15 protein-coding genes are annotated in these 24,366 nt (G+C 35.7%); all 15 read right to left on the reverse strand.

The window, feature by feature from the left end:
* Positions 1 to 6: 6 nt before the first annotated feature.
* The gene (locus P178_RS22385) at positions 7 to 1,449 is read right to left on the reverse strand and encodes a sulfatase (protein ID WP_051638360.1); all 1,443 of its coding nucleotides are present in this window, start codon (positions 1,447 to 1,449) and stop codon (positions 7 to 9) included.
* A 36-nt stretch (positions 1,450 to 1,485) separates the two neighbouring features.
* Complete coding sequence (locus tag P178_RS0118750; protein ID WP_027067675.1) at positions 1,486 to 2,943, reverse strand: sulfatase-like hydrolase/transferase; 1,458 nt, start codon at positions 2,941 to 2,943, stop codon at positions 1,486 to 1,488.
* Between the two features lie 8 nt (positions 2,944 to 2,951).
* A complete protein-coding gene (locus tag P178_RS22390) occupies positions 2,952 to 4,427 on the reverse strand; it encodes a sulfatase-like hydrolase/transferase (RefSeq protein ID WP_036147163.1) in 1,476 nt (491 codons plus the stop codon).
* A 15-nt stretch (positions 4,428 to 4,442) separates the two neighbouring features.
* The gene (locus P178_RS22780) at positions 4,443 to 5,165 is read right to left on the reverse strand and encodes an SGNH/GDSL hydrolase family protein (protein WP_027067676.1); all 723 of its coding nucleotides are present in this window, start codon (positions 5,163 to 5,165) and stop codon (positions 4,443 to 4,445) included.
* A gap of 12 nt (positions 5,166 to 5,177) precedes the next feature.
* The gene (locus P178_RS0118765; protein ID WP_155941695.1) at positions 5,178 to 6,836 is read right to left on the reverse strand and encodes an FAD-dependent oxidoreductase; all 1,659 of its coding nucleotides are present in this window, start codon (positions 6,834 to 6,836) and stop codon (positions 5,178 to 5,180) included.
* Between the two features lie 11 nt (positions 6,837 to 6,847).
* Positions 6,848 to 9,658: a hypothetical protein gene (locus tag P178_RS0118770; protein ID WP_197026822.1), complete on the reverse strand. Its 2,811-nt coding sequence runs from the start codon at positions 9,656 to 9,658 to the stop codon at positions 6,848 to 6,850.
* Complete coding sequence (locus tag P178_RS0118775) at positions 9,659 to 11,608, reverse strand: heparinase II/III family protein (RefSeq protein ID WP_027067679.1); 1,950 nt, start codon at positions 11,606 to 11,608, stop codon at positions 9,659 to 9,661.
* Between the two features lie 219 nt (positions 11,609 to 11,827).
* Positions 11,828 to 13,180 (reverse strand): alpha-L-fucosidase, encoded by a 1,353-nt coding sequence (locus P178_RS0118780; RefSeq protein ID WP_027067680.1) that lies wholly within the window; start codon positions 13,178 to 13,180, stop codon positions 11,828 to 11,830.
* A 27-nt stretch (positions 13,181 to 13,207) separates the two neighbouring features.
* Positions 13,208 to 15,577 carry a PDZ domain-containing protein gene (locus tag P178_RS0118785; RefSeq protein WP_027067681.1) on the reverse strand — a complete coding sequence of 790 codons (2,370 nt, stop codon included), beginning with the start codon at positions 15,575 to 15,577 and terminating at the stop codon, positions 13,208 to 13,210.
* A 12-nt stretch (positions 15,578 to 15,589) separates the two neighbouring features.
* A complete protein-coding gene (locus P178_RS0118790; RefSeq protein WP_231500571.1) occupies positions 15,590 to 16,489 on the reverse strand; it encodes an alpha/beta hydrolase in 900 nt (299 codons plus the stop codon).
* Positions 16,479 to 19,304 (reverse strand): heparinase II/III family protein, encoded by a 2,826-nt coding sequence (locus P178_RS22400; RefSeq protein WP_036147167.1) that lies wholly within the window; start codon positions 19,302 to 19,304, stop codon positions 16,479 to 16,481. Before P178_RS22400 ends, P178_RS0118790 begins: the two co-directional genes overlap by 11 nt.
* On the reverse strand, positions 19,304 to 21,322 hold the full coding sequence (locus P178_RS0118800; RefSeq protein ID WP_051638362.1) for a glycoside hydrolase family 97 protein: 2,019 nt from the start codon (positions 21,320 to 21,322) through the stop codon (positions 19,304 to 19,306). The genes P178_RS22400 and P178_RS0118800 overlap by 1 nt, the downstream gene beginning before the upstream one ends.
* Positions 21,322 to 22,155 (reverse strand): alpha/beta hydrolase, encoded by an 834-nt coding sequence (locus P178_RS0118805; protein WP_027067684.1) that lies wholly within the window; start codon positions 22,153 to 22,155, stop codon positions 21,322 to 21,324. Before P178_RS0118805 ends, P178_RS0118800 begins: the two co-directional genes overlap by 1 nt.
* A gap of 7 nt (positions 22,156 to 22,162) precedes the next feature.
* Positions 22,163 to 23,491: a sugar porter family MFS transporter gene (locus tag P178_RS0118810; RefSeq protein WP_027067685.1), complete on the reverse strand. Its 1,329-nt coding sequence runs from the start codon at positions 23,489 to 23,491 to the stop codon at positions 22,163 to 22,165.
* The gene (locus P178_RS0118815; protein WP_155941673.1) at positions 23,484 to 24,365 is read right to left on the reverse strand and encodes a hypothetical protein; all 882 of its coding nucleotides are present in this window, start codon (positions 24,363 to 24,365) and stop codon (positions 23,484 to 23,486) included. The genes P178_RS0118810 and P178_RS0118815 overlap by 8 nt, the downstream gene beginning before the upstream one ends.
* Between the last annotated feature and the right edge of the window lies 1 nt (position 24,366).

Genomic DNA, 24,366 nt, shown 5'->3' on the forward strand with positions numbered 1-24,366 from the left:
GTTTACTTATTTGTTTGAATATATAAATGCCTTATCCGCCGTTTTACTCAATAGTAAAGTTCTTAACTCTTGAACAATTTTAGGATTATGTTCTGCTATATTCAATTGTTCTCCCAATGGATTCTGGTGATCATACAATTCTACCGCACCATCTTTATGCTGTGTAAACCTGTATTGATCTGTTCTAATAGTTGTGGCATTTGATATATAGGCTACCGCCTCATGACCTGTTGTATCAGGATTTTCAATTAGAGGTTTTAACGAAATACCTTCCGTAAAACTTGGAATAGACAGCGAAGTCATATCACATAACGTTGGAAAGACATCGACCGATTCTACAATGGCATCACTCATCTCTCCCCTATTCTGCATCGTTGGGTCATAAATGATTAACGGAGACCTAAGCGATTCTTCAAATAAGCTATGTTTTCCCCAAATGGAGTGTTCCCCTAAATGCCAACCATGGTCTCCCCAAAGGACAACGATGGTATTTTTATCTGCACCGGTTTCCTTTAATTTTTGAATAATATCACCGACATGTTTATCTGCATAGCTTACACAAGCTGCATAATACTTTTTAAGTTTTAGTGCAAAGTCCTTATCATTTCGAGGGTCCTTTCCCCATCGGTTATAATTCATAAATTCTCCAGAGCCGTGCCATGTTGTCCTCCCTTTTGGTTTTTCAGGATGTAATGCTGGCGGAATTTCTACATTCTCATAGAGATCAAAATACTTTTTAGGAACTCCGAATGGTAAATGTGGTTTTATAAGTCCAATGGCTAAAAAGAAAGGTTTATCCCCTTTTACCAATGCATCAATTTGTCGCAGACCTTCCTCTGCAATATGCCCATCTGGATAACTTTTGTCATTTCCGTCAACAGCCTCTATAATATCCCTATTATCTGGTGTTCGCACCTTTCCGTTTGCCAGCCCATGCATGGCACCTTTTGGACTCTCCCATTCGGCAACTGGCATTATATGTTTATCCCATGCATTTGGCATTTCTGAAATATTGCTATCATCCCAGTTGTCGCCACCTCTTCCTCCAGGATGATGAGAAACTTTACCTACGGATACCGTTGTATAGCCATTGTTCCGGAACCATTCTGGCATACTGGGTGCTATACTCACATTTTCATCATTTACCCCTTCTGCTCTTTTAAATAAGGATTGATTGGATTCTCCCCTGTATTCTAAGCCATATTGCCCTGTTAGAAAAGCATATCGCGAAGGTCCGCAACTGGGCGCATTTACATAATGCCTACTAAAACCTCGACCTCTTGCATTAATGCTATCAATATTTGGGGAATGGATATAATTAGCTCCGAATGAATTTAGTTCTGGTCTTAGGTCGTCAATGAAGATGATTAGTACATTTTTATCCTGAGCAAATGACATAGCACTTCCATAAACCCAAAAGATAAAAGCTGCTATTACATATTTACTCATTATTATTACTTTACCGTTACATCCTTGTTTTTATATTTACTCTGATTTCACCCATATGTGACTACCTTCTAAAAGAGAATTATATTCGGATTTTAAAAGCGATTTCATTTGAATAAACAACTCAAGTTTCTCATCAATTAGATTAACAGATTCAGCTTGGTCTTCCATTAAATTATATAACTCAAAATCTGTAAGTTGACTAGACTTTATCAATGTTTCATTACCCTCATATACATTCATTATCTGCGGTAAATATTCGCCTTCATTCTTTAGGCGAGCCAATATTTTATAATCTCCATGGCGCATTGCAACTTTATGCTCGTTGAGCGCATTATAAAAGCCCCATAATAAAGGTTTAGACCTTTTAAATTTCCCTGTAATTAATAATGGAAGGAATGATTCACCATCCAATTCCCTATTAGGCAATTGTGCTCCAGTAATTTCTGCAAGCGTTGGTAAAAAGTCTAAGGCTGATACTACGGCATCCGTAGTTCCTTTGAACATTGGTTTACCTATCCAATTTACTATTCCCGGTACGCGAATACCAGCTTCTGTTGTCCAAAGTTTTCTCCCCTTTAACCCTCCTGTTTGACCAAATGTTCGTTCAGCACCAGGGTAGCGTGTAAATGTTTCTGGACCATTGTCAGAAGTAAAAATTACAATTGTATTATCAGCTCCATTTTCTTTTAAATAGTCTAATAACCTGCCTACTGCTTTATCGACATTGGCAACATTGGCAAAAAATTCTGCTTCTGCCAAACCGTTAGAATATGGCAAGTACTCTTGCACTAAATCTTCAGGTGAAGCAACCGGTTCGTGAGGTTCATGAAACGTTACTTGTAAATAAAATGGATTATCTCCCTTTCTATTATCTAACCAACTCATAGCTTCATCTACCACCAATTGGCAACTGAACCCTTCTTGCTGCCCGACTTTCTCTCCGTTTCTAACAAAATTCTTTGGGTTTTGATGACTTGGCGATGCATTGTTGTGAGTAGCATACCAATGGTCGAACCCAAAATAATCGGGTTGTGGTTGTGCAGGATTATTAAACAAAGAACTACAGTGCCATTTACCTACCAATGCAGTTTCATAACCTACAGTTTTTAACATTGCGGGCAATGTTTCTTCACCTTTTTGCAAATGGACTTGATCTCGCAAATCTTCACTTTTTTTAGGACCAGGTATAAAATCGTATACTCCGGCTCTATTTGGACTACGTCCCGTTAAAAGACCAACTCGGGAAGGGGAACAAACCGGTGCTGCTGAATAAAAATTGGTCATTTTAATTCCCGTTTCAGCCAGTTTATCAATATTAGGCGTTTTTATGAATGGATGTCCATAAGAGGACAAATCTCCATACCCTAGGTCATCACATAGAAATACTATAATATTTGGTTTTTCAATAGTCTCTATTAGTTGACCCCAGCTATTGTTGACACTCAATAATACTAGTATTACAACTGATGCTCTAATTGCTATTTTTTTGTACATAACTGTTCTTATTTAGCTTCTTGATTCCATAATCTAAAAGGGTCTCCGTAAGTTTCCATTTCTTCTAAAAGTAGTGCCTCCATTTCTTTCAACTTATCGGCATACTTAGGGTTCTCTGCCAAATCATTTAGCATTTCCGCTGATTTATTGTGTTGAGCTATATATTCATTTGGATTTTCAGCTATATTGAATAATTGCGTTTCTTGAACCTTACCATCTAACACATCATACTTGATCAACTTCCAATCTCCTTTTTTAACTGTTCTCATACCTGGTGTTGAACCACCTGCATATACCCCATACATTACATCTCTCAAACTTTCTTTTTCACCCATTAGCACAGGCTTAAAACTGGTACCCTGAACTGTTTCGGGAATATCTATACCAGCAAGGTCGCACAGTCTAGGTAATACATCAGACAAGTAAATATTTCCCTCTACTCGCTGATTTGCTTTTATACCAGGCCCTTTAACTATTAATGGTACTCTCCAAGAATGTTCGTACAAGTTCTGTTTGCCCATTAAACCGTGGCGGCCTACAGCAATACCGTGATCAGATGTATAAATAATATAGGTGTTGTCTAACTCGCCCATAGCCTCTAACTTACTTAAGACTTTATTTAGCTGAATATCTATATTTTCTGAACACGCATACTCTCTTCCAATCTCATTCCTTACCGTGATTTCATCCCTATTTTTCCATACTCCACTAACATTTTCTTCGTCACGTAGTTCTAAATGACCATGATGAAAAGGATGTTTATTTAAATAATTATCTGGTAATGGCGGTTGCTTATCATTAGCAGTCGGAAGACTATATTTATCAGTATGGTTTGTTGCCCCATACTTTTCCAGTAATTCTGGCGTACCGTTTCTAATATCATGTGGATGAGAAAATCCGAAGTAAATAAAGAACGGATCTTCTTCTTTTACGGCACTTCTATCATCTAAATAAGAAAGTACTTGTTCTGCATGCCATGCACTACCAGATTCTTCTGTTCCTCCCCTTTTTGTAGCATCTTTGACAACTGTAAATTGCTTATTTGCTTGTGGATATGAATTTCCCACCTTACATGTACGCATGGTGTTATACCCTGCTCTATTAAAAACGGCACCTATAGTATTTTCTTCTAAATTTTCTGGGGCAGTAGGGTTTACATATCCCTGCATAGAGGGCAAACTCCATACCGTTCTACCACTCATAATCATATGTCTAGAAGGGGTACAGACCGCACCTACCATGGCTCCCATATGCCTTGCGTTTTCTACAACCATACCATCGTTAGCCAATTTGGTGATTGTTGGCGCATCTAATGACGACGTTGAATCATAGAACTTAAAATCGAACGGCGATTGGTCATCAACCAGTACAAATAAAAAGTTAGGCCGCTTTTGTTCTTTTGGTTCTTCTACTTTCTTATTCTCTTTACAGCCAAATAATGTTATCACTATTAAACTACTTAAAAGTATATATTTTTTTCTCATGGACTTAGTTTTGTATTAGTTCTTTGAAGGTTTTGCTAAAAGTTGTGATAGTATTGCGGGATAACTTTCACCAATGCTATCTCCAGGGTTTTCAGCGCCTGAACCATATGTAATACTATCTCCAAAACAGATTATTTTCATTTTGTCGATTTTCTTATAATTCGCTTTAATATATTGATAGATTACAGTTGCGATAAAACGATAACCTAAGGATGTTGGATGTACACCGTCTTTTCTACCACTATTACTTATATTCTGTATAAAAACATCTCTGTTATGAACCGGTAATCTCATTTGTTTAAAAATACTGTGTAGGTCCAAAAAATCTATTTCTTCTTCTATGGTCAGGTGCTCCATTATTTTAGCAACTGCATTTAGTTTTTGATTTGGAGTTTGCTCATATCTTTCCCTGTCATGACGTTGAAATAAATACACACTATCAACAGTTGGTGGCGACACCAATAACACATCTGCTCCTTCATTTTTAATTGTGCCCACTATGCTCTTTAAGTGTTTTTCATATGCACTATAGTCTAGCATTTTTTTAGAATTGAGCATATCATTGGTACCCACCATAACAATTACCAAATGTGCCCCTCTATTCAATACATCAGTTTCAATTCGTTTTTCTAAATCTATTGATGTATTACCTGCCACGCCCTCATTGAAAACTTGAGCAAACGCATCTTGAAAAGATATCATCATAAATAAAAGCAGTAAAAAATACTTTAAATTCATGCTTCGTCTTTTTTAATAACTTAAAACTTGACCATCTTTTAGTAACTTATTTTTCAACGAATCATAGTCTACCTCATGAATTTCTTGGTCTTCATTAATTGCCATGCCTGCCAAAGTCCCTGCGCTTTGCCCTAAAATCATAAATACCGGTTCCATACGAATAGAGCCAAATGCAATATGAGAACTTGAAACTGCCGCCGGTACTAACAAGTTTCTACATTCTTCTTGTTTGGGTAGAATCGTGCCTAAATGTATTTGATATGGCGCATCTGGTTCTATACCAAGATCTCCCTCATTCTGCACATAACCTTCTTTGGAAATATATCTTTGTACATTATGAGAATCCATAGCATAAGACCCCATTCCTATTGGCTTTAACACTTTACTCTTACCCAAAATTTCATTATCGGTCATTACAAATTCACCAATCATTCTTCTTGCTTCGCGTACATATATCTGATATGGCCAATGACCGTTGTCCGTAAATTCGTCTTTGGCAAGTCCCCATTTTTTAATACTAGTTCTAAATCTTTCAGGAACACTTTCATCATGACCCCAGAAGTAAAGTAAGCCTTTGTGATAATCAATATGTTCCTTTAATATCTCTTTTCGTTTTTCATAAGATGCTTCGGGGTACTCATAGTTCATTCCAATATTATCAGAACTAAAAGGACCTACATTATTGACATCTCTTTTCTTATTAGGTATTTTTCCTCCTCCAAACATTGAGTGTCTTCCGCCCTTAAATATCCTTCTCAGCAACTCATACTGAGCTGGGTCATAATTTTCAGGTTTCTCGAAAGGAACAATATTGCCTTCAGCATTAGTAGTACATAATCTATAATTATAGGCTTGTACCCCATTATCCCCAGATCCGTTTTCACCTATGCGTCCCGTAGCTATTCTAGGAAGCACACCACTTGTAGAATCACCTGGTATGATATACGGACTAATATTTAGCTCTTGAAAATTGTGGCTATGATGATATACCCCTTTTTGCACTCCATTCCATTGTTCGTTATAAACACTATTAGCTTCCCTACCTACGTGATAATTAACTCCAGCAGCTGCCATTAAATCGCCTTCATATGTTGCATCTATAAAAATTTTAGCTTTATAAATTGTGCCGTCTAACATAGCTATTGAAGTTATCTTCCCATTCGCAACTTTAACGCCTTTTTCTCTATCTAACCACTTATCCCTGTGTATGGAAATATTATTTTCCCTTATAAAATTTTCAAAAATCTGTTCAGCAACATGCGGTTCAAAAGTCCACATTGTTTTAAATTCATCATCTATTGCTGTGGTACCTTGACCTTCGTTACCATATTCTTCCCTTGGTTGCCAATTCCAAGCATCTTTATTCTGATAATGCTTATAAACTTCTTGATAAAATTCTTTTGAAATTCCTCCAATCACCTCTTTATTACCTAAATCTGTAAATCCTAATCCGCTTGATGATAATCCGCCAATATGCTTCTCAGGACAAACAATCAGCACAGATTTATTCATTCTAACCAGTTGTACTGCTGAGGCTATAGCTGCAGAAGTACCTCCGTATATAACTACATCAGCATCTAAACTTTTGACATCATTATGCATACCATAACTAAATTGAACAAGCGCTAATACAACTACTATATTATATTTTATCAGTTTACTTATTTTCATCATTATATGTTTTAATTGATAGAGATTACCCTTAGATCACCTGCCTTAAACTGTTGTTCTTTATTATCCTGTGTTATGGTCACAGCAACTTCGTTATGCAACCACAATTCACCATCTTTTTCCTTTAGTACTACATTCCCAAATTCGTTCGCTGAAATGTTGAATCCTTTAACAGCTGCTTCTTTCCCATTTCCTATAAATATCAACCAATCTCCATTTTTTTCATTGGCAATCAATGTATAGGTAGCATCGGTAGACATTTTATTATAGGTTACTTTTTTATGATTAGCTGATGAAAAAACAACATCTTCACTACCAGATTTATGAGTGATATTTAGTCCAACAAACTCAGTATTTCCATTTTGGTCTTCAAAGCTTGAAATATTAGCTATACTTTTTCCTTCTGCGGAAGTAAAGGGTTCGTAAACCGATACAAAAGGTTTTTCCCAAGCAGCACCATGCTGTCTTGCCGCGAAGGTTAAATAAGGTTCTTTATCAACTTTATAGGGAATACCATGATTGCCCCTGAATGCTTTGTTGGGAGGTGATTTTATAGAAAAAACCTCACGCCCCTCTGTACCTTTCATCCATAGATTCATAAATACATCATCTTCCCCTTCGGGCATATCAATCTTCCATTCTGCTTGGTAGTCCTCTTCTAATTTAACCGATTTTTTATCCCACATATAATCCAATGCATATAGATGTCCGCCTGCAAATGCCATTTCTTCACTTGGCATTAATTTTAATGGGTTACCATCGGTATCCATTATACTCATAGATTGACCTAGATTATGGTAGTAATAATCATGAAATTTATCTCCTGCTCGTTGTTTTTTTGAACGGAAAACATCAATGTAATACCCTGTTGTTTCTCCTGTTTTTACAATACTAACTAAACGAGATTGATCACTACGGGTTTCCGGTTCTAAGAAGAAAACATCCGAATAGGTGATATCGGAATAAAAACCTTCTTTTTGCTCAGATTTTGGATACTCGCCCATAACATCAAAAGCATGGTAGCTTAACATTTCGGTATATGATGAAGCTCCGTCGACCATGACCGTATTATGTGCTGGAAACTGAGAGTAGTATTCCAAATAAATTGGCTCAAGATAATTAGCTCCCTTGCCCGGGTCTGCACCTTGAACAAAGCCTTTTCCGTACAATTCCATATTTATACCATTAGCATGCATATGATTACCTAAAGAGCCGTTTAAAGAGATCATCATCCCATCTTTACCGGTGCCCATTCGCTGTACATGCCAACTAACATTTGGGGCATTAAAGGTCTGTGTGATATAATCTTCTAATTTATGCTGCTTATATTTTGGATTTAACGACAAAGGCTTGCTTGCGAAAAAGGAAGAAATGCTTTTTGAACTTGTACCCCTATCTTTCCCTGATTGTTCTGCATCATCCGCAAATAAGCGATATAACCCGGTAAACTCATTTTCCAAATTGTCATCCCCATTTTTCTGGGCAATTCGAATCATATCTCCTATTGCCTCGGTACTTATTGGTCCATAGTATGAGTCGCCAAATGCAACTATCTGATTATTTGGAAACAGGTACTGTGGCATCATTTTTACAGCTTTACTCATAACCGGCGTGTACGGTAGAATATTATGATTAAAAGTATTGTCAAAGTCTCTAATAAAATGGGTAAGACTACTAGTAACCCCAAGTGAATAACTAGGGCATTCATTCCAAACCCCATTGCTTTCATCATATCCGTAATCTATAAACTTAGATAACGACCATTGCCTTGCCGAGGTAACGTTTAAAATGTAGTCAATATAGTATTCACGCCCTTTTTTATCTTCATAATTTTCATTATCCTGCAACACCATTGCCGCTTTTAAAATGATGTTTGCTTGATGAAGGTTCCAATTGTTCTGCGGCACTCCATTTTTAATTACCTGATCTGTCCATCTTTTAATAGTCTTGTCATACATCGCAATATTTTCTGGATGATTTGCCTCTATGTAACCATGTAAAAAATCATATAGAATGGATACCTCTCTCAAAGCTTTTTCGTGTATAACTTGAAAATGTGTGAAACCTACAAGGGTTTGTATATGTCCATTCAATAAATCTATAGGTTCGCTACGGTAAGACATACCCTCCATATAGATGTGGAAGATGTCATACGCGAATTTTGAAAAACGCTCATCATTTTCCAGCCAATATAGAAAAGCGGCATCTCTGGCCAGCCCAATAATATCTTCATTAATAGAAACAATTATATTACCCGTTTTAGACGGTTCTGCCCACTCAAATGGATGTCCCTCTTTTGTTTTATTCGGTAAGTACAATCCTCTAGGGTCATCCATATAAGGTTGTATATCTTCTAATCTAGGCTTGGCATATGGTGTAGCAGAATTACGTGAACCTGTAAACCTTACCGTAGGCACAGGTGCTTCCCCATCTGCATGAGAATAATCCACACCATTCACATATACATTGGTAGCTTTGGTTTTCCAGTACATCTGTAAACGAGAAACCATCCATTCAGCATCTGAAACGTGGCGCTCTACATGATTATCAACTTTGTCATGCAGACCTTCTAAAACTTCTTTTGCCCAAGCTTCTTTTTTAATGGTTTTCTGTAAATCCTTTTTTTCTGAATTGGTGATATATATTCTTGGATATCCTTGTTCTAAATTGGTTGGTAATGGAATTTTTGTAGTATTCTGTGCAATACTATTAATAGTAAACAAACAGAAAAAAAATACTAAACTGAATGTTCTAGCAATAATCCCTGAATCAATTTTAGTTTTTGTAATCATTCTTGTCTCTTGGTATATATATTTAATCATTTATAATGGTGTATACGTAATCGTTAATTTCCCTTCTTTAACTTGTTTATCAACTTCAATTCCTATTCTGTAGGCTGGTGCGCCTTCCCTTAAATGTTCTACAGGAACAATCACATCTTTTATACCGACCGTAAAACCTTCACTCTGAATTTCAGCTTTTACTTGGTGATTTTCCGATTCTAAAATTACTGTAGTATCATCTATAATTTTATAAGTGTTCAGTGTCATTATAGAGGAACCAAAGCTTACGGGTTCCGTTGCTTTAAATTGATCTTCAATAGTAATAGTGCCCATACCAGATTTATCGTTTGTGATGGTTCTGGTCAAAGTCTGTAGCATAGGTAGCTCGTAGGCTGGTAAAATATTCATTACTACTTCGTCTCTAACCTCTGTGAATTTGGTTTCGGTTATAATACCTTTAAACTCAATACCATTAGATTGCAATTGATTATTAATCATTGGAACTGGATGCCCCCATGAACTTCTAGCTTTATTGTCAGGTGAAAATGCGCCTGCCCTATAAGATGGTGCTCCTATATCGCCAGTTATCATATCAGTATCTAAAAAAATCTCGTAAGTACCCACATCACTATGATTGTGATTTTCGGCATTATGACCTGCTTTTAGGGCAATTGAAAATGGAATTTCCTGTTTTCCCCTTGAAATGACCATCCCAAAATCATTGAAATACGTATGATCTGTTAATTCCGATGACTTCGATTTTTCAACAACTTGAAACATTTCCGGGTATTGCCAAGCAATCAATTGCTCTGCTGCTTCCTCCATTCTAATTTCGGTTGGCATCATAGCTCCGTAATAATTTGCAGACAAAACATAGGCAAAATTGCTTCCTTTGCTTGAGATTGAAGAAACACCATCTGCAAAAGGTGCACAAGTTCCATTCTGAATTTCAAAGCTTTGAGGAAAATTGCCTACATTCTTCAACTTCTCTGCATTATTGAATGCGAATAAATCAATTCTTCCTTCTGTATAATCGTATAAAATTTGTGCCAAATATAAATAATGACCAAAACCATAGCCCCAATATCCTAAACCTTCCGAACAATACCCATCATCACCAAACCCACTTAAATAATAATTCATGCTGTTTAAAGCTGAACCAACTACTGCAAGTCTTTCGTCATAATTTTTAGAATTTGTTATGGTCGCTAAAACTGATCCACTTGTACAAACTGAGTTCCAATTGCTAGTACTCTTTATCCATTTATTGTTCTCGTCTAAATATTTGGTACTTTGTAAATAGGAATCTATAATTCGTTTTTGCAGTTGCCTATTAATTTGATCTTTTAATTGTCGTGTCAATTTTTCTTCTAACAGATAATTTGCCAATGCCAATACAGACCCAAACTTACGTGCTCCTAAATCTATTGATACGCGGCGACCTTCCAATACACCATTATTCTTATCATCATGATTTGGATGCAACCACGATTTCATACCTAATATGGAATTACTATAAGTTTCTATTTGAGGTAAAAATCGACCTTCATTTTCAAGACATTCCGCTAAAATAAAATGTTCTAAACGGTCCATAGTTCTGTAATATCTAGGTTTGTAAATTCCTCTATTACCATCTCTATTTGCCAATCTATAGATACTATCTGAAATTGGAACCTCAGGCTTTTTATCTAATAATGCATTCGCTTTTATTAGATATTCCTTTCCAGATTTTGATTCTGCAATAGCATTCCAATATACCCTATCTGCCAACTTTGGTGCTGGCTGAAAAGATTCTTTTGGCATTACCGATTTTAGCATTTCAATTTGCTGGGGAGTTGGATAAATTGTATCCTTATCTGCATGCTGCAGATACATGTCCATATCTAAATTTAAAAGCTTTTCTTCGGTTTTATGAGAACAAGACGCTACAACTATTAACAGCGAAATTAAAAAAAGAGCGTACCATATGTTCCATTTTTTATTTACCATAATTCTGTTTGTGTCGTTTGTTACATGCTATAAAAAAATAACATTGCACCTCTTTAATTAAGATGATAGCAATGTTACTTTTTTTAATTAAAATTCAATTAAATCATAGTTCAATGTCTATAAACTATGATTCTTTTCGTAATTTTTACATTTAACTCATTCAATAACACCTCAACTAAAAAATCGATTATTGAGTACAAATATTTAAAAATCAATATTTTACAAACTCAACTTAACAACAGTTACAATTTCATCAGGTGCAGATTCTGGTAATTCTAAAACTGAGCCATCAGCTGTCTTATTTATCTTAATTTCAGTATCTGGAGCTACTAATAAAGAAGCTTTTTTCAATTTTAAATCTTTATGAAGCTTTAATTTTCCATCTTCTGGCCAATCAAAAACATGGGCGTAAATTACTCCGTCTTTAGTTGTATATCTGCCCCATTCTGGCATATCGAACGGACTTGCTTTAGCGCCATAAACTGACTCACCATTAGCATCGGTCCACTCACCCATCGCTTTTAATCGTCTAATACTTTGTGAAGGAAACCTACCAAAACCATCTGGTCCAATATTCAGTAAAAAGTTACCTCCTTTAGAAACGATATCCACTAGTTTTTGAATTAAGTCTTCGCTACTTTTCCACTTAGTATCATCTGGCTTATAACCCCAAGTACCGTTCATGGTCATACATGCTTCCCAATCTTCGGCAATACCAGTTGCAGGTATTTCTTGCTCTGGCGTACCAAAATCACCCGCAAAATTCCCTTCCATATCCATGCCTTCCATTCCTTTTCTTCCTTTATCCACACGGTTGTTTATAATGGTATTCGGTTGCATTTCTCTAATGAAACTATACATTTCCTTACCCATTTCTGATGTATAATCGGCAATCCAATCCCCATCGAACCAAACCACATCTATATCTCCATAATTGGTCAATAGCTCTTTAACCTGTGGTTTCAGGTAATTTTTATAATATTGAGGAAATTCAGGATTTACAACACTTTGATCTTTCTGACCTGCATTATAATTTGGAAATAAATTACCCTGTGCCTGTGGATGATGCCAGTCTACGATAGAGTGATAAACTCCAAATTTTATACCTTGCTTTCTTGAAGCCTCAGCTAACTCTCTAATAATATCTCGTTTAAAAGGAGCTGCATCCATAATATCATAATCAGATACTTGAGAATCCCAAAGTGCAAAGCCATCATGGTGTTTTGAAGTAATTACTATATATTTCATTCCGGCATCTTTAGCCATTTTCACCCAATCATCTGCATTAAATAATTCTGGATTAAACATAGCGGGAAACTTCTCATATTCCTCAATGGTATAATCTAATTTATCCATTGCCCATTCGGCACCACCGCCAGCTATTTTTTCTCCTCTTTCCCCTCCGATTATAGAGTATGCACCCCAGTGAATGAACATACCGAATTTGGCATCTCGCCACCACTCCATTCTATCATCGTCAGACAATTGTACCGCCTTCTTCGTTTGAGCACAGCCCATATTCATACTTGCAATTAACACAAGTACCGTTAGTGTTTTAGTTAGTTTATTCATTTCGTTGTTATTTACTTAGTTAGATTTTTATTTTGTTTTGATAGATAGTATTTTCTCTGCTTGATTACGCATAACCACTACTTCAAGTTTTTCTCCTTGTTGAAGCTCTTGATCGATGTTAAAAAAGTCCTTTACATTTTTTATTGTTTTACCAGCTGCCTTTATAATTACATCTCCTTTTTTTAATCCGTTGTTTTCCACAGCCGGACTTTTACTCCATACCCCTAAAACAATTACACCGTGGGGAGAATTTAAACCGTACGCAGATTGCTCTTGTTCAGAATCAACACTTTTTAAACTATTACGCAGCCATTCTACAGTTGGGCTAGCTTCCTTTTCTGTATGATTATTAGCACGAAATACAGGGACTTCAGGAGTTTTAGCTAAGCGTTTTAATTCTAGAGTTTGTACCCCAAACTCACCCATAGGAAAATTGTTGAATTCAATAGCCGATATAAGAGAATCGGCAGTTGCCGTAAAATCAAGTTTAGCGGGATCTTTAAATTTGGGGTCACCAAAAACACTATGGATATCTCTACTATAGATTTGAGATTTTAACATGCTTTCTTCATTTGGAAAGAGATTATAATCCAAGTCTTTTCCCCATCCTTTTAAACTTACATCTTGATAAGATTTCGCAATAATGTTGTGTTTAAAAACATCTAAACTATTAGCAAACCAAACATGTGGATGTAAAGAATTATTTACCATAATATTATTCTCTACAATCCTTTCAAAACCCTCTCTCAATTTTATACCATTATTAAGACAGAGATTATTATATATGTGATAGTTAGAAGAACCATCATCTAAATCAATATCCCAACCATGGTCACATCTAAATCTGTTTTGACGAATTGTAGTTGTTTTTACAGCATCCCATGTGTACATTTCTGGATGCTCAATAGCCAAACTATCCATCACTTTTCTATTTGGATGCCAAAATCGGTCTCTACCCCAAGAATTAAAAGAACCGTGATCACTGGTCTCTAGTACTGTATTAAATACATCGTTCTTTTCAATAATATGTCCGCCCCAAGTACCATCGCCAATATTTATACCTGCTCTGGGCACATCATAAATACTATTATTTTTTATAGTAATATCCATAGCCATTGCTATTTGAACACCCGCTGTTTGTTTTTCAGTTCTACCTATTCGATGTATTAAATTATTCTCTACCAAACTGTTTCTTGGGTAAAATTCGTTTTTAGGACCTGACAACGTATCCATTTCGGAAAAAGGAACTACTTCACCATATTGAAACGCAGGAGATCTAACCGCGGAAGGGTCACCTATAAAACTAATAGCGCTTGCCCCACAATCGTAAATATGATTCTCAGTAATCTGAAGGTTGTTATTATACTTACTTGCGAGTATGGCATTACCACCCAAATCTTTAAGAATACATTGTTCTATTTTACAATTTTCAGTCCCTTCAAAAAATACCACTCCGCCTCTATAGATTGTCCAATCGCTGCGTAAAAGCGGTTCGTATTTTTCCATAAAAGTGCGCTTGGTATGCTGCAGGGTAATATTAGAAATTGTAACGTTCTTCACTGGGTCTTTCTCGGTTCCAACCAATTGAAACAAATCTTTTAATATTGAAACCTCAACTATTGCACTTTCTAAATTTGTTTCTATTGTAGGATATATATACAACTTAGAAGCGTCTTTATCTAAAAACCATTCGCCTGGTGCATCTAATTCTTCTAACACATTTTCTACCATACGATATTCTTCATGTGGTTTTGATGGTCTATTGTTTTGATGCCCGCCTTCTAATTTTGCAGTTCCATCATCATTAACTCCTGTTATTCTATAATGAAATCCACCCCATTTTCCATTATGCAATACATGAAAAAAGGATCCAATAGGATTTTTCCAAGTAGATATTCTTTCTTTACTAATTGCATCTGCCGCATGCCCTTGCCAGTAACCACCCTCTTCATTATAATTAGGATACCTCGCAAGTACTTGAGGTGTTCCGTTTATAATCAACTGATCAAAATCTATATTGGCAGGTACTTCAGTGATGTAGATTTTATCTTCATACTTTTGCCAAATTGGATGTAACAATTGCGATCCTTTTATATGTACTTGTGAAGCATCAACCCCGGTAATTGTAAGTCCATTCAAAAAAGGTTTAATAACTACTGGTTCCTCTAAATAATACTCACCTTTAAGAAGTGTAATTGTTATCTTGATCTTAGGAAATGATTTTTTCACTTCCTCTGCTTTTTTAATTGCTTCGTGTATGGTTGAAAATGGATATACTTCTGATCCATCACCTTTTGCCTGTTCTGTCGGATTTACAAATAGCTCCATTGACTTATTTTCTGGTGTACATGAAAACATCAGAAACATCATTAACAAAATGGGTATATATCTATTCATAAATGTGACTTATTATAATGTAGGTTGCCCTTTGATATAACCAAGTGAGGATAAAAATTTATCGACTTCACGAGTTGTAATCCTATAATATTTATCGGTATCTACTCTTTTATTAAAGAAACCATGACCTTGACCCTCATAAATTAATACTTCGCATCTGCTGCCTACGGCATCCATTCTTGCCTTGTAATCATCGGCAACGGAAACAGGAATCAAATGATCTTTGTCGCCCAGAATAAATAATGTTGGCGGAGCTCCTTTTTCTATATTATGAATGGGAGAAATAGTTAAATACGCCTCACCCATTCTTTCATACTGAAAGCCACCGGGACCAGGACCATTATCAACTACAGCATTGTATAATACCAAGGCACTCACATTTGTATCGACCGAAAGATTATCTGTACTTTCGTTGACACTTGGTAATAAAGCCACGGCTGCAGCTAAATGACCACCTGCAGACCCACCTGATGCTACCATTTTTGTATTATCTATATGTAATTCTTTTGCATGTTCTTTTAAATATCTTATTGCCGATTTAGCATCTTTTACAGCTTCATATGGCGTAGTACCATGTCTGCTTTTTACCCTGTAATCTACTAATACGGTAACCATACCACGAGATGCAAAATATCCAGCTTGATCTCTAAATTGGTCTACTGTACCGCCGTTCCACCCACCACCATAGTAAAAAACAATTGTTGGGTACTTTTTATTTTTCTTTACATTATCAGGAAAATAAAGTTCCATTTTTAATGTATCGGCATCAACAATCTTATAGATTAATTCCTTTACCTCTTTTCCAGGAATTTCCCTACTAAACTTCTTTTGCCCATATACAGAGACAGATAGAAACATGACCAATAAGCACATGCTCCATTTTGTAAAATAGTTTTCTTTTCTATTCTTCATTTTTAATGTCTCTTATTTTTACTATTGCTTTTGCATAACCTTTAGATAATCTAAATTCAAATTGCTCACCATTTACCCAGCTTTTCAAACCCTTTCTAGTGTCAATTAATTTCTCTCCTTCGTAGACAAATAATATAGCTTCTTTACCTACTTCAGGCTGTGGAATATTAAACACTATTGGATCGCTATTCTGTATTGTTATTTCTTCTTTGGTAATTTCAAATGAGACCGTAGCTGGAACACCTGTTGCCAAAACACCCCAATTTTCTTGTTCATATTTATACATACCCGATAGAAATATGAACGAGGGGCTATTTTCTTTCTTTCTTACAATTGATAAAAATCCGTTTTGAAATAAACCGTCTTCATGTATTATGGCTTCCTCAGAATCATTTACCGTAAACCTATCTTTTGTAATGCCATCTGCAAACGTTACCTCAACAAATTGCGTACTTGCATTTTGTTCTGATTTTGAGAACTGAACATTAGAAATTGAATTGGCCCCCTCTTTTGAAGCAGGATTGAACACCATTGCAAATGGGTTATTCCATGCTTCTGCATTACGTTGTACAATTAATGTTGGTATAGGTTTATCTACCAATAATTTTGGTGCCGTACCATTTGTTAAAGCTTTAGATTTTGGAGCCATTGCGGTATATACCGATTGATCTGTACTACCTTTAACAAATACCTCCATTAAGTTTGTAGCGTTCTCACCGTTATTAAAGTTGAAATTTGCTGTAAAGTCTTCTGCTATTTTTACCTTCTTTTTCTCCTTCAAATAATCATAGGCTGCTAAGTCTCCTTGATGACTACCTAAATCATTAGTGCTTTCTAAAGCTAAGGTGTTTTGATTGTTTTTTATTGTGAGCTCCGTACCAAGATTATGGTAAAAATAGTCATGCCGTTGAACACCTTCATTTTGCTTTTTAGACCTAAAAATATCCAAAACATAACCTTGACCAGATGGTCCTAGAATGGAAGATGTAAACCGTTGTTGTTTTGCTTTTGTTTTAGGTTCCAAAAATGAGACATTTGAATAAGTAACCTTATCAAAACTGGGAGATTCACCGGATAATGGAAAACTATTTTTCAATTTAAATGCATGATAGCTACGCATAGCTTCATAATCTGAAATACCGTCTACTACTACCGTATTATGAGCGGGCATTCTAGAATAGTATTGTCGGTGATCATCATGCCAATAGCTTGAACCTTTTCCCATATCCGGACCTAGAACATAGCCAGCTGCATATAGTTCAATAGATACTCCATTGGCATGTGTGTGGTTTCCATATGAGGCTGTAGTAGCAACCATCATAGCGTTTTCACCAGTTCCTATCCTTTGGTTAAACCAACTGACATTAGGTGAATAAAACGTGGGTGTGGTCAATTGTATTTCTGACCCATCATTAATCTTTTCGAATTCTAGAGAATCAACATAGAAGAATAATTGAAAAAGGTCTTTTGCCTTTCTTTCATAATCTCCTTCTACAATCATATCATTCAACAAACCAGCTATCGTTTGCAATTTGTCTTTCTGATCATATTTATTATAATTGGCTATCAATAATTCAAAGTTTTCTGCCGGTAATTTTTTGTGATTAGAATCGCCGAAACCTATGGTATACCCTGATGGAAATAGATATTGAAATGAGGACAAGGCAGCCTTTTCAACTACAGGAAAATTTGCTAATTCATTGGTATTAGTCGCATTATCCAAAAGGGTGATAATATTTAAAAGTGTGGTAATTACGTGAACCGAATACGAAGCAGATTCTGGCCATATGCCGTTTGTTTGATCATATACCAATAAAGATTCTTTAAGAGCTGTTTGCCTGTCGGTAGAAGTTTCAAACGTATGTTCAATAAAATACTCCCTACCCTTGCCGTTGTCATACTTTTCATTTGGTTCAAGAACCAATGCTACGTAGGTTAGAAATCTCGCTTGAAAAAGATTCCAATTGTTATTCGGAATTCCATTTATTATGATTTGGTCTCCCCACTTTTGAAAGACGGATTCACTTTTAGATACATCTAATTTACTTTCATTAAAATAGTTATATAAAAAATCATAAGATGTGATGAGGTGTACCAATACTTTTTCATGAATTACCTCAAAAGTTGCTAAGCCCGAAATAAACTGTTGATTAGAATTACTTAAATCAATTGGTGCATCTCTATGATACATTCCATCAATGTAAGTCATGTAAACTGGTGAAGCAAAATCTGCATATACCTTATCACCCGTTAACCAATATAGAAATGCTGCATCTTCTACAAGTGACATAATCTTACGATTAATACCTTCAATTATATGACCCGCTTCTTTTGGATGTACCCATTCTTTTTTACCTGTTTTCTTGTGCTCTAAATATAAACCTCTAGAGTCATCTAAGTATGGCTCTACTGTTTCTAAAGAAGGTGTTTTGTACTCTGTAGCCCAATCTCTTGTACCTGAAAAACGTACCGTTGGCACAGGAGCACTACCTTCTGAATGAGAAAAATCTCCTTCTTTTAAATAGACTTTATCATGCTTAGTCTTCCAGTTCATTTGTAATCTAGAAACCAACCATTCCGAATCATTTTGCCACAACTGAATATACTTTTGTAAACGTTCTTTTTTTCCTACAATCAGTTCTTTTTTCCATGCTACATTCACAATAGATTCAAGGAAAGCGGTTTTGTTCTGATCTGTTATATATACTCTTGGGTGTATTGGTTCTTGAGCAAGCGCTGTTGAACTACAAATTATTGCAAGCAATAACAATAGTACACGAAGCCTTTTCAATATGTTACAATTATATGATCTCACTATTCAACTTTATTTAACGGAACTATGTGCATAGTAAATCCATTATTCGGTTTTATTTTTATGCCAATTGTATCTGATTGCATTAATTGCATTTCTTCAATTTTCACTTTTGTTCTAGAATTAATGTTTTCATCATCGGTATATAACTTTGCCGAATAGGTGGTAGCATCATTTAAGAAATTGAAATCTAATTTCAAGTCTTGTGGTAAATTCCCATTAATACCACCAATAAACCAATCGGATCCCTTTCTTCTTGCTATTACGCCTATTTCACCAATTGTAGCATGTAAGACTTTTGTTTCGTCCCAAGTTGTAGGTACAGCATCAAAGAACTCAAGTTCTGGCTCATTTCCAATATGTCTGGTATCGCCCCAAAGTCCGTCTTTTTTCTCTAACGAAGAGGCAGGTTTATCATACCAATAAAGTAATTGTAACGGACTAAAAAGACACACGGTTTTTGCTAATTGTGAGGCGTGAGAACCCATTTTATCTACTCTGCTATTATAATAACAAACTGTATTGTCTGCAGCACCAGCCAACATTCTTGTAAACATACTAATTAGGGTATGTTCATTGGAAGGACTCTCTTCATCACCGGCAATGCCTTCTTGAGTTAATAAGTTAGGGTATGTTCTGGAGAAACCCGTAGGGCGATACTCATCATGAACATCTACTACAAAACCTAAATCCGCGGCTTTTTTTATAGCGTTATGTAACCATGCAGTAGCTTCTTGATCGCCTACACGTACAAAACCAAATTTTATACCCGCAACTCCCCATTTTCTGTATAGCGGTAATATTTCATCTAATTGTTTTTCTAGCGCCCTTCTATTAACATATAAAATTACACCTACACCTTTTTCTTTGGCATATTGGGTAATTGCCTCAATATCAAAAGGACCTTTTGAGCGTTTTGGGTCTAAAGTAATCGTAGTAGCATCAGACGCCTCATACATTTCATTACCGTACCAACCAGCATCAAACAATACATATTGCATATTATGTTCAGCTACAAAATCAATAGCAACTTTACCGCCTTCTGTTGTTAAGGTTGCTTCTCGTAAAGCTTTTCCAGGAATAACCCATGAATCATCTTTTAACATACTTGGTGCACTCAAATTTTGAATGAGGTAGTTGTTCTCCAATAATTCACCTTCGTTCTCCCCCATCATAACTGCGCGCCAAGGCGATTGAAAAGGTAATTTTCGTTTTACTTTAAATATATCGTTGTTTCGTTCTGATACTAATGCCCCCGTTATAGTATCCTGTTTTTCTTCTGCCATTCTACCATCTAAGGAAGATTCAATACTGAAGTCTGAATTTGTTCCTTTAGAATAACTTAATCTAGCATAGTCCACCAGATTTGCCTCTGCCAATGCAATCTTGACACTATCGCTAATTTCTATTAACAAAGGTCTTTCAATACCTGTTTCTAACTGTGATAGGGGAATCTTTTTATACGCTCCTTGGGCGGTTAATACTCCTTTTTCACGCTTTGGAGTTGACCAAAGCATATGATCTTTGTTGAAATTATAATGAATTTTCTCATCAAGCTCTAACTCCTTTACTTCTCCTTGTTCAGGAATTTCATAAGCAAATGCAACTCCTTCATTATAGGCTCTAGCAATAAAATTTATTCGTACATCACCTTTTTTTAGATGAATTTTAATTTCCTGATAATTATCTGGCACCTCACTTAGTTCTCCAAACCTTGTAGTCCAGCTATTTTCTACTTTATTCTCATCAACTTTTAAAACAGACCAATCTCCTTTAAAGTTAAAATGGTTAGAAGTGATTTCTACTACCGAAGGAAGCAAAACAAGCTTATCCTCGTACATTACCTCAAAACCTATACCGCCTGTTTGGTCAGTAAAATAGTCCGGAAAAACAGTAAATACATTTTCCCCGTTAGGTGATACCACAGTATACTCCGGTACTTTAGAGCATGATAAGTTTAAAACAATAACCAGCAGTAATGCTAATGAGTTTCTATTTTTAAAAAATGGATTTAACAGCATTAGCTTTTTGTTGAATTATTATTGAAAAAATCATTAAAAAACAACAACTGATACTTAATAGAATTTCTCCAGTAATCAGTATTATGCTTACCGGGTCTTTCCGTGTAATCATGCGGAATTTTTCTTTCTATTAATTTTTCATGTAACCTTTTATTATCTGGATAGAAAAAATCCTCCGTTCCGCAATCTATCTGAAAAGTCAACTTTTTATCGCTAATCAGATGCACCAAATTAATTACACTATTCTCCTCCCAATACTTTGGATACTCCGTTATACTACCCAAACGTTTTTGAATCTCCCATCGTAACCCGTACGGTCGTAAATCCACACCACCACTCATACTAGCTGCAGCTCCCCAAATATCGGTATGCCTAAAAGCCAAATATAATGCACCATGACCACCCATACTCAAACCAGAAATTGCTCTACCTTTTGCTTCTTTTTTGGTATTATATTTTTCATCAACAGAGGCTATAAGTTCTTTTGACACATATGTTTCATATTTATAAGTGGAATCTATAGGACTGTCTAAATACCAACTTGTTCTTTCACCATCAGGACATACTATAATTACATTATAAAAATCTGAATACTCCTTTAGTTTAGGTGCTACTTTTAACCATGTTTTATAATCTCCTCCTGCACCATGCAATAAATACACTACTGAATACGTATCGCTTTTTTTAGAATACCCATCTGGAGTGATAACTACATTTTTAATATCCTTATTCATTGCATTACTATGCACAATTAGCGTATCTACATCACCGGCAAAGACAAAAATGGTGATATGAAATAATAGAATTATGCACCCAAATACTTTCTTACTCATACTATAATTATTTTTTATTCAACATTAATTCCTCTAACTCTTCAAGAGTTTTGCCTTTTGTCTCTGGCATCATAAAAGCTACAAAAAGTAACTGCAAAACCATCATAGCAGCAAAAAAGAGAAATACCACTCCCGCCCCTATTTCGGGGTGACTAAATAAATATGGAATCAATGACGGAATTAATGCCGCTAATACCCAATGTGTTGTACTACCGAAAGATTGACCCGATGCCCGCAAATGATTTGGGAATATTTCAGAGATAAATACCCAGATTACAGCTCCTTGACCAACGGCATGCGCAGCTATAAAAAGAAATAGAAATATAGGAACCGCCATACCTGACCAGTTTAAGAAAAATGCCATTGCAACTAAACTTAATGAGATTATATAGCCAATTGAACCAAAATACATTAAGGTTTTTCTTCCTAATTTATCTATTAAAAAAACTCCTAAAAGTGTAAAAATTAAATTGGTGACCCCTATACCTACACTACTTAAAAGTGCGGTACTTTCACCTAAACCGGCTTCTTCAAAGATTCTTGGAGCGTAGTACAAAAAGGCATTTATACCGGAAAATTGATTGAAAAAAGCAAATAAAAAGGCTAAAACAAGTGGAAAACGATATTTTTTGATAAAAATAGTTTCTGAAGTATCGGGCTTTTTGTTTCTACCATCAATAGATTTTAATTGTTGCTCAACATCAATATCTGGATTTATTATTGCCAATACTTTCTTGGCTTCTTCTATTTTGTTTTTTGATAATAACCACCTTGGGCTTTTAGGTAGTTTCAATGCAAAAAGAATATATAAAACAGCAGGTATAGCTTCCACACCTAACATCCATCGCCAATCGTTTTCTCCACTACCACTTAATAAATAGTTTGATAGAAAGGCTATTAAGATACCAAAGACAATATTGAATTGGTACATAGCTACTAACTTTCCGCGTTCCTTAGCTGGTGAAATTTCAGAGATATAAGCTGGTGCCGCAATGGTAGAAGCTCCTACCCCAATACCACCTATAAATCTAAAAAGGGCAAAAATATAAGGATCGTTCGCCAATGCCGAACCTATTGCAGAGAATGCGAATAGTACCCCAATAGCTATCAAGGTGTTTTTTCTACCATATATATTGGTAGGCTTACCACCAAAAATAGCACCTACTACGGTGCCCCATAGTGCCATACCCATTACCACCCAACCATGAAAGGAATCTGATGATTGCCATAGTTCTTGTAATTTCTTATCAGCACCTGAAATAACAACTACATCAAAACCAAATAGAAATCCGGCTAATGCAGCGGTGATAGACCATAAAAGTATTTTTTTACTCATTTTGATTCTCTTCTTGATTTTCAATAATTTGTTTTACATCATCTGGATGGGTCTTTTCCTTACCAGTGAGTAAATACACTATCATACCTGCATCCGAAGGATCAAAATCTCCTTTTTTAACACACGTTAATTGTCGTTCGTACAACCAATCTAATTGCTTTGCTATTTTGGCTGAATGCTGTCTTATTTTAGACGTATTAATCCAATTATAAAGTTCTTTCGGTGCTTTTAATCCTTCATAATCGGCACCTCCATTTTGGTCTACAATTTGGTCTATTTTCAATCCTTTAGATTCAAATTGTTCCTTAATTTCTTTTAAGGTCCACCCACTATGTTCTTCCCATTCATATGGCTTATCGGCATGATTGTTATTCCAATTAGAATGTGAAATTAGCCGAACAAATTTTAGCTTGTTCGCATCTGCCCTGGCAATAGCAGACCCCACTAAATGCATTGGACCCGCTGCAATGATATACAATCTATTGTTTTGCGAAGATGTATTGATTTCCTTGGTTATGCTGATTATAGCAAAATCACTCTTTGCTACTGCTTCAATAAACCGAGAGTTTTTAAAATTGTATATCGTTTTACCTTCTATAGCACTTTTCTGCATTTGTTCTCTACCATTGTCCTTTTCTATATTGCTTCCCCATATATGATCACTAAAGGTGTAAAGTACTAAACTATCTTGAAGTCCTTTAGCGGCAAGCAATGCCAAGGACATTGGTGTAGCCGCCCAATCATCATGATCATGTTCGTTACCATCTGAACTTATAAGTATTCTTCCTTTAGTATATGGTATAGATTGTGAAATAGTGTTTTGATAAACTAAAAACACAAGCAATGTTATAAGAAAAATTGACAGTTTTTTCACA

Source organism: Maribacter sp. Hel_I_7 (assembly GCF_000688315.1).
Taxonomy (GTDB): Bacteria; Bacteroidota; Bacteroidia; order Flavobacteriales; family Flavobacteriaceae; genus Maribacter; species Maribacter stanieri.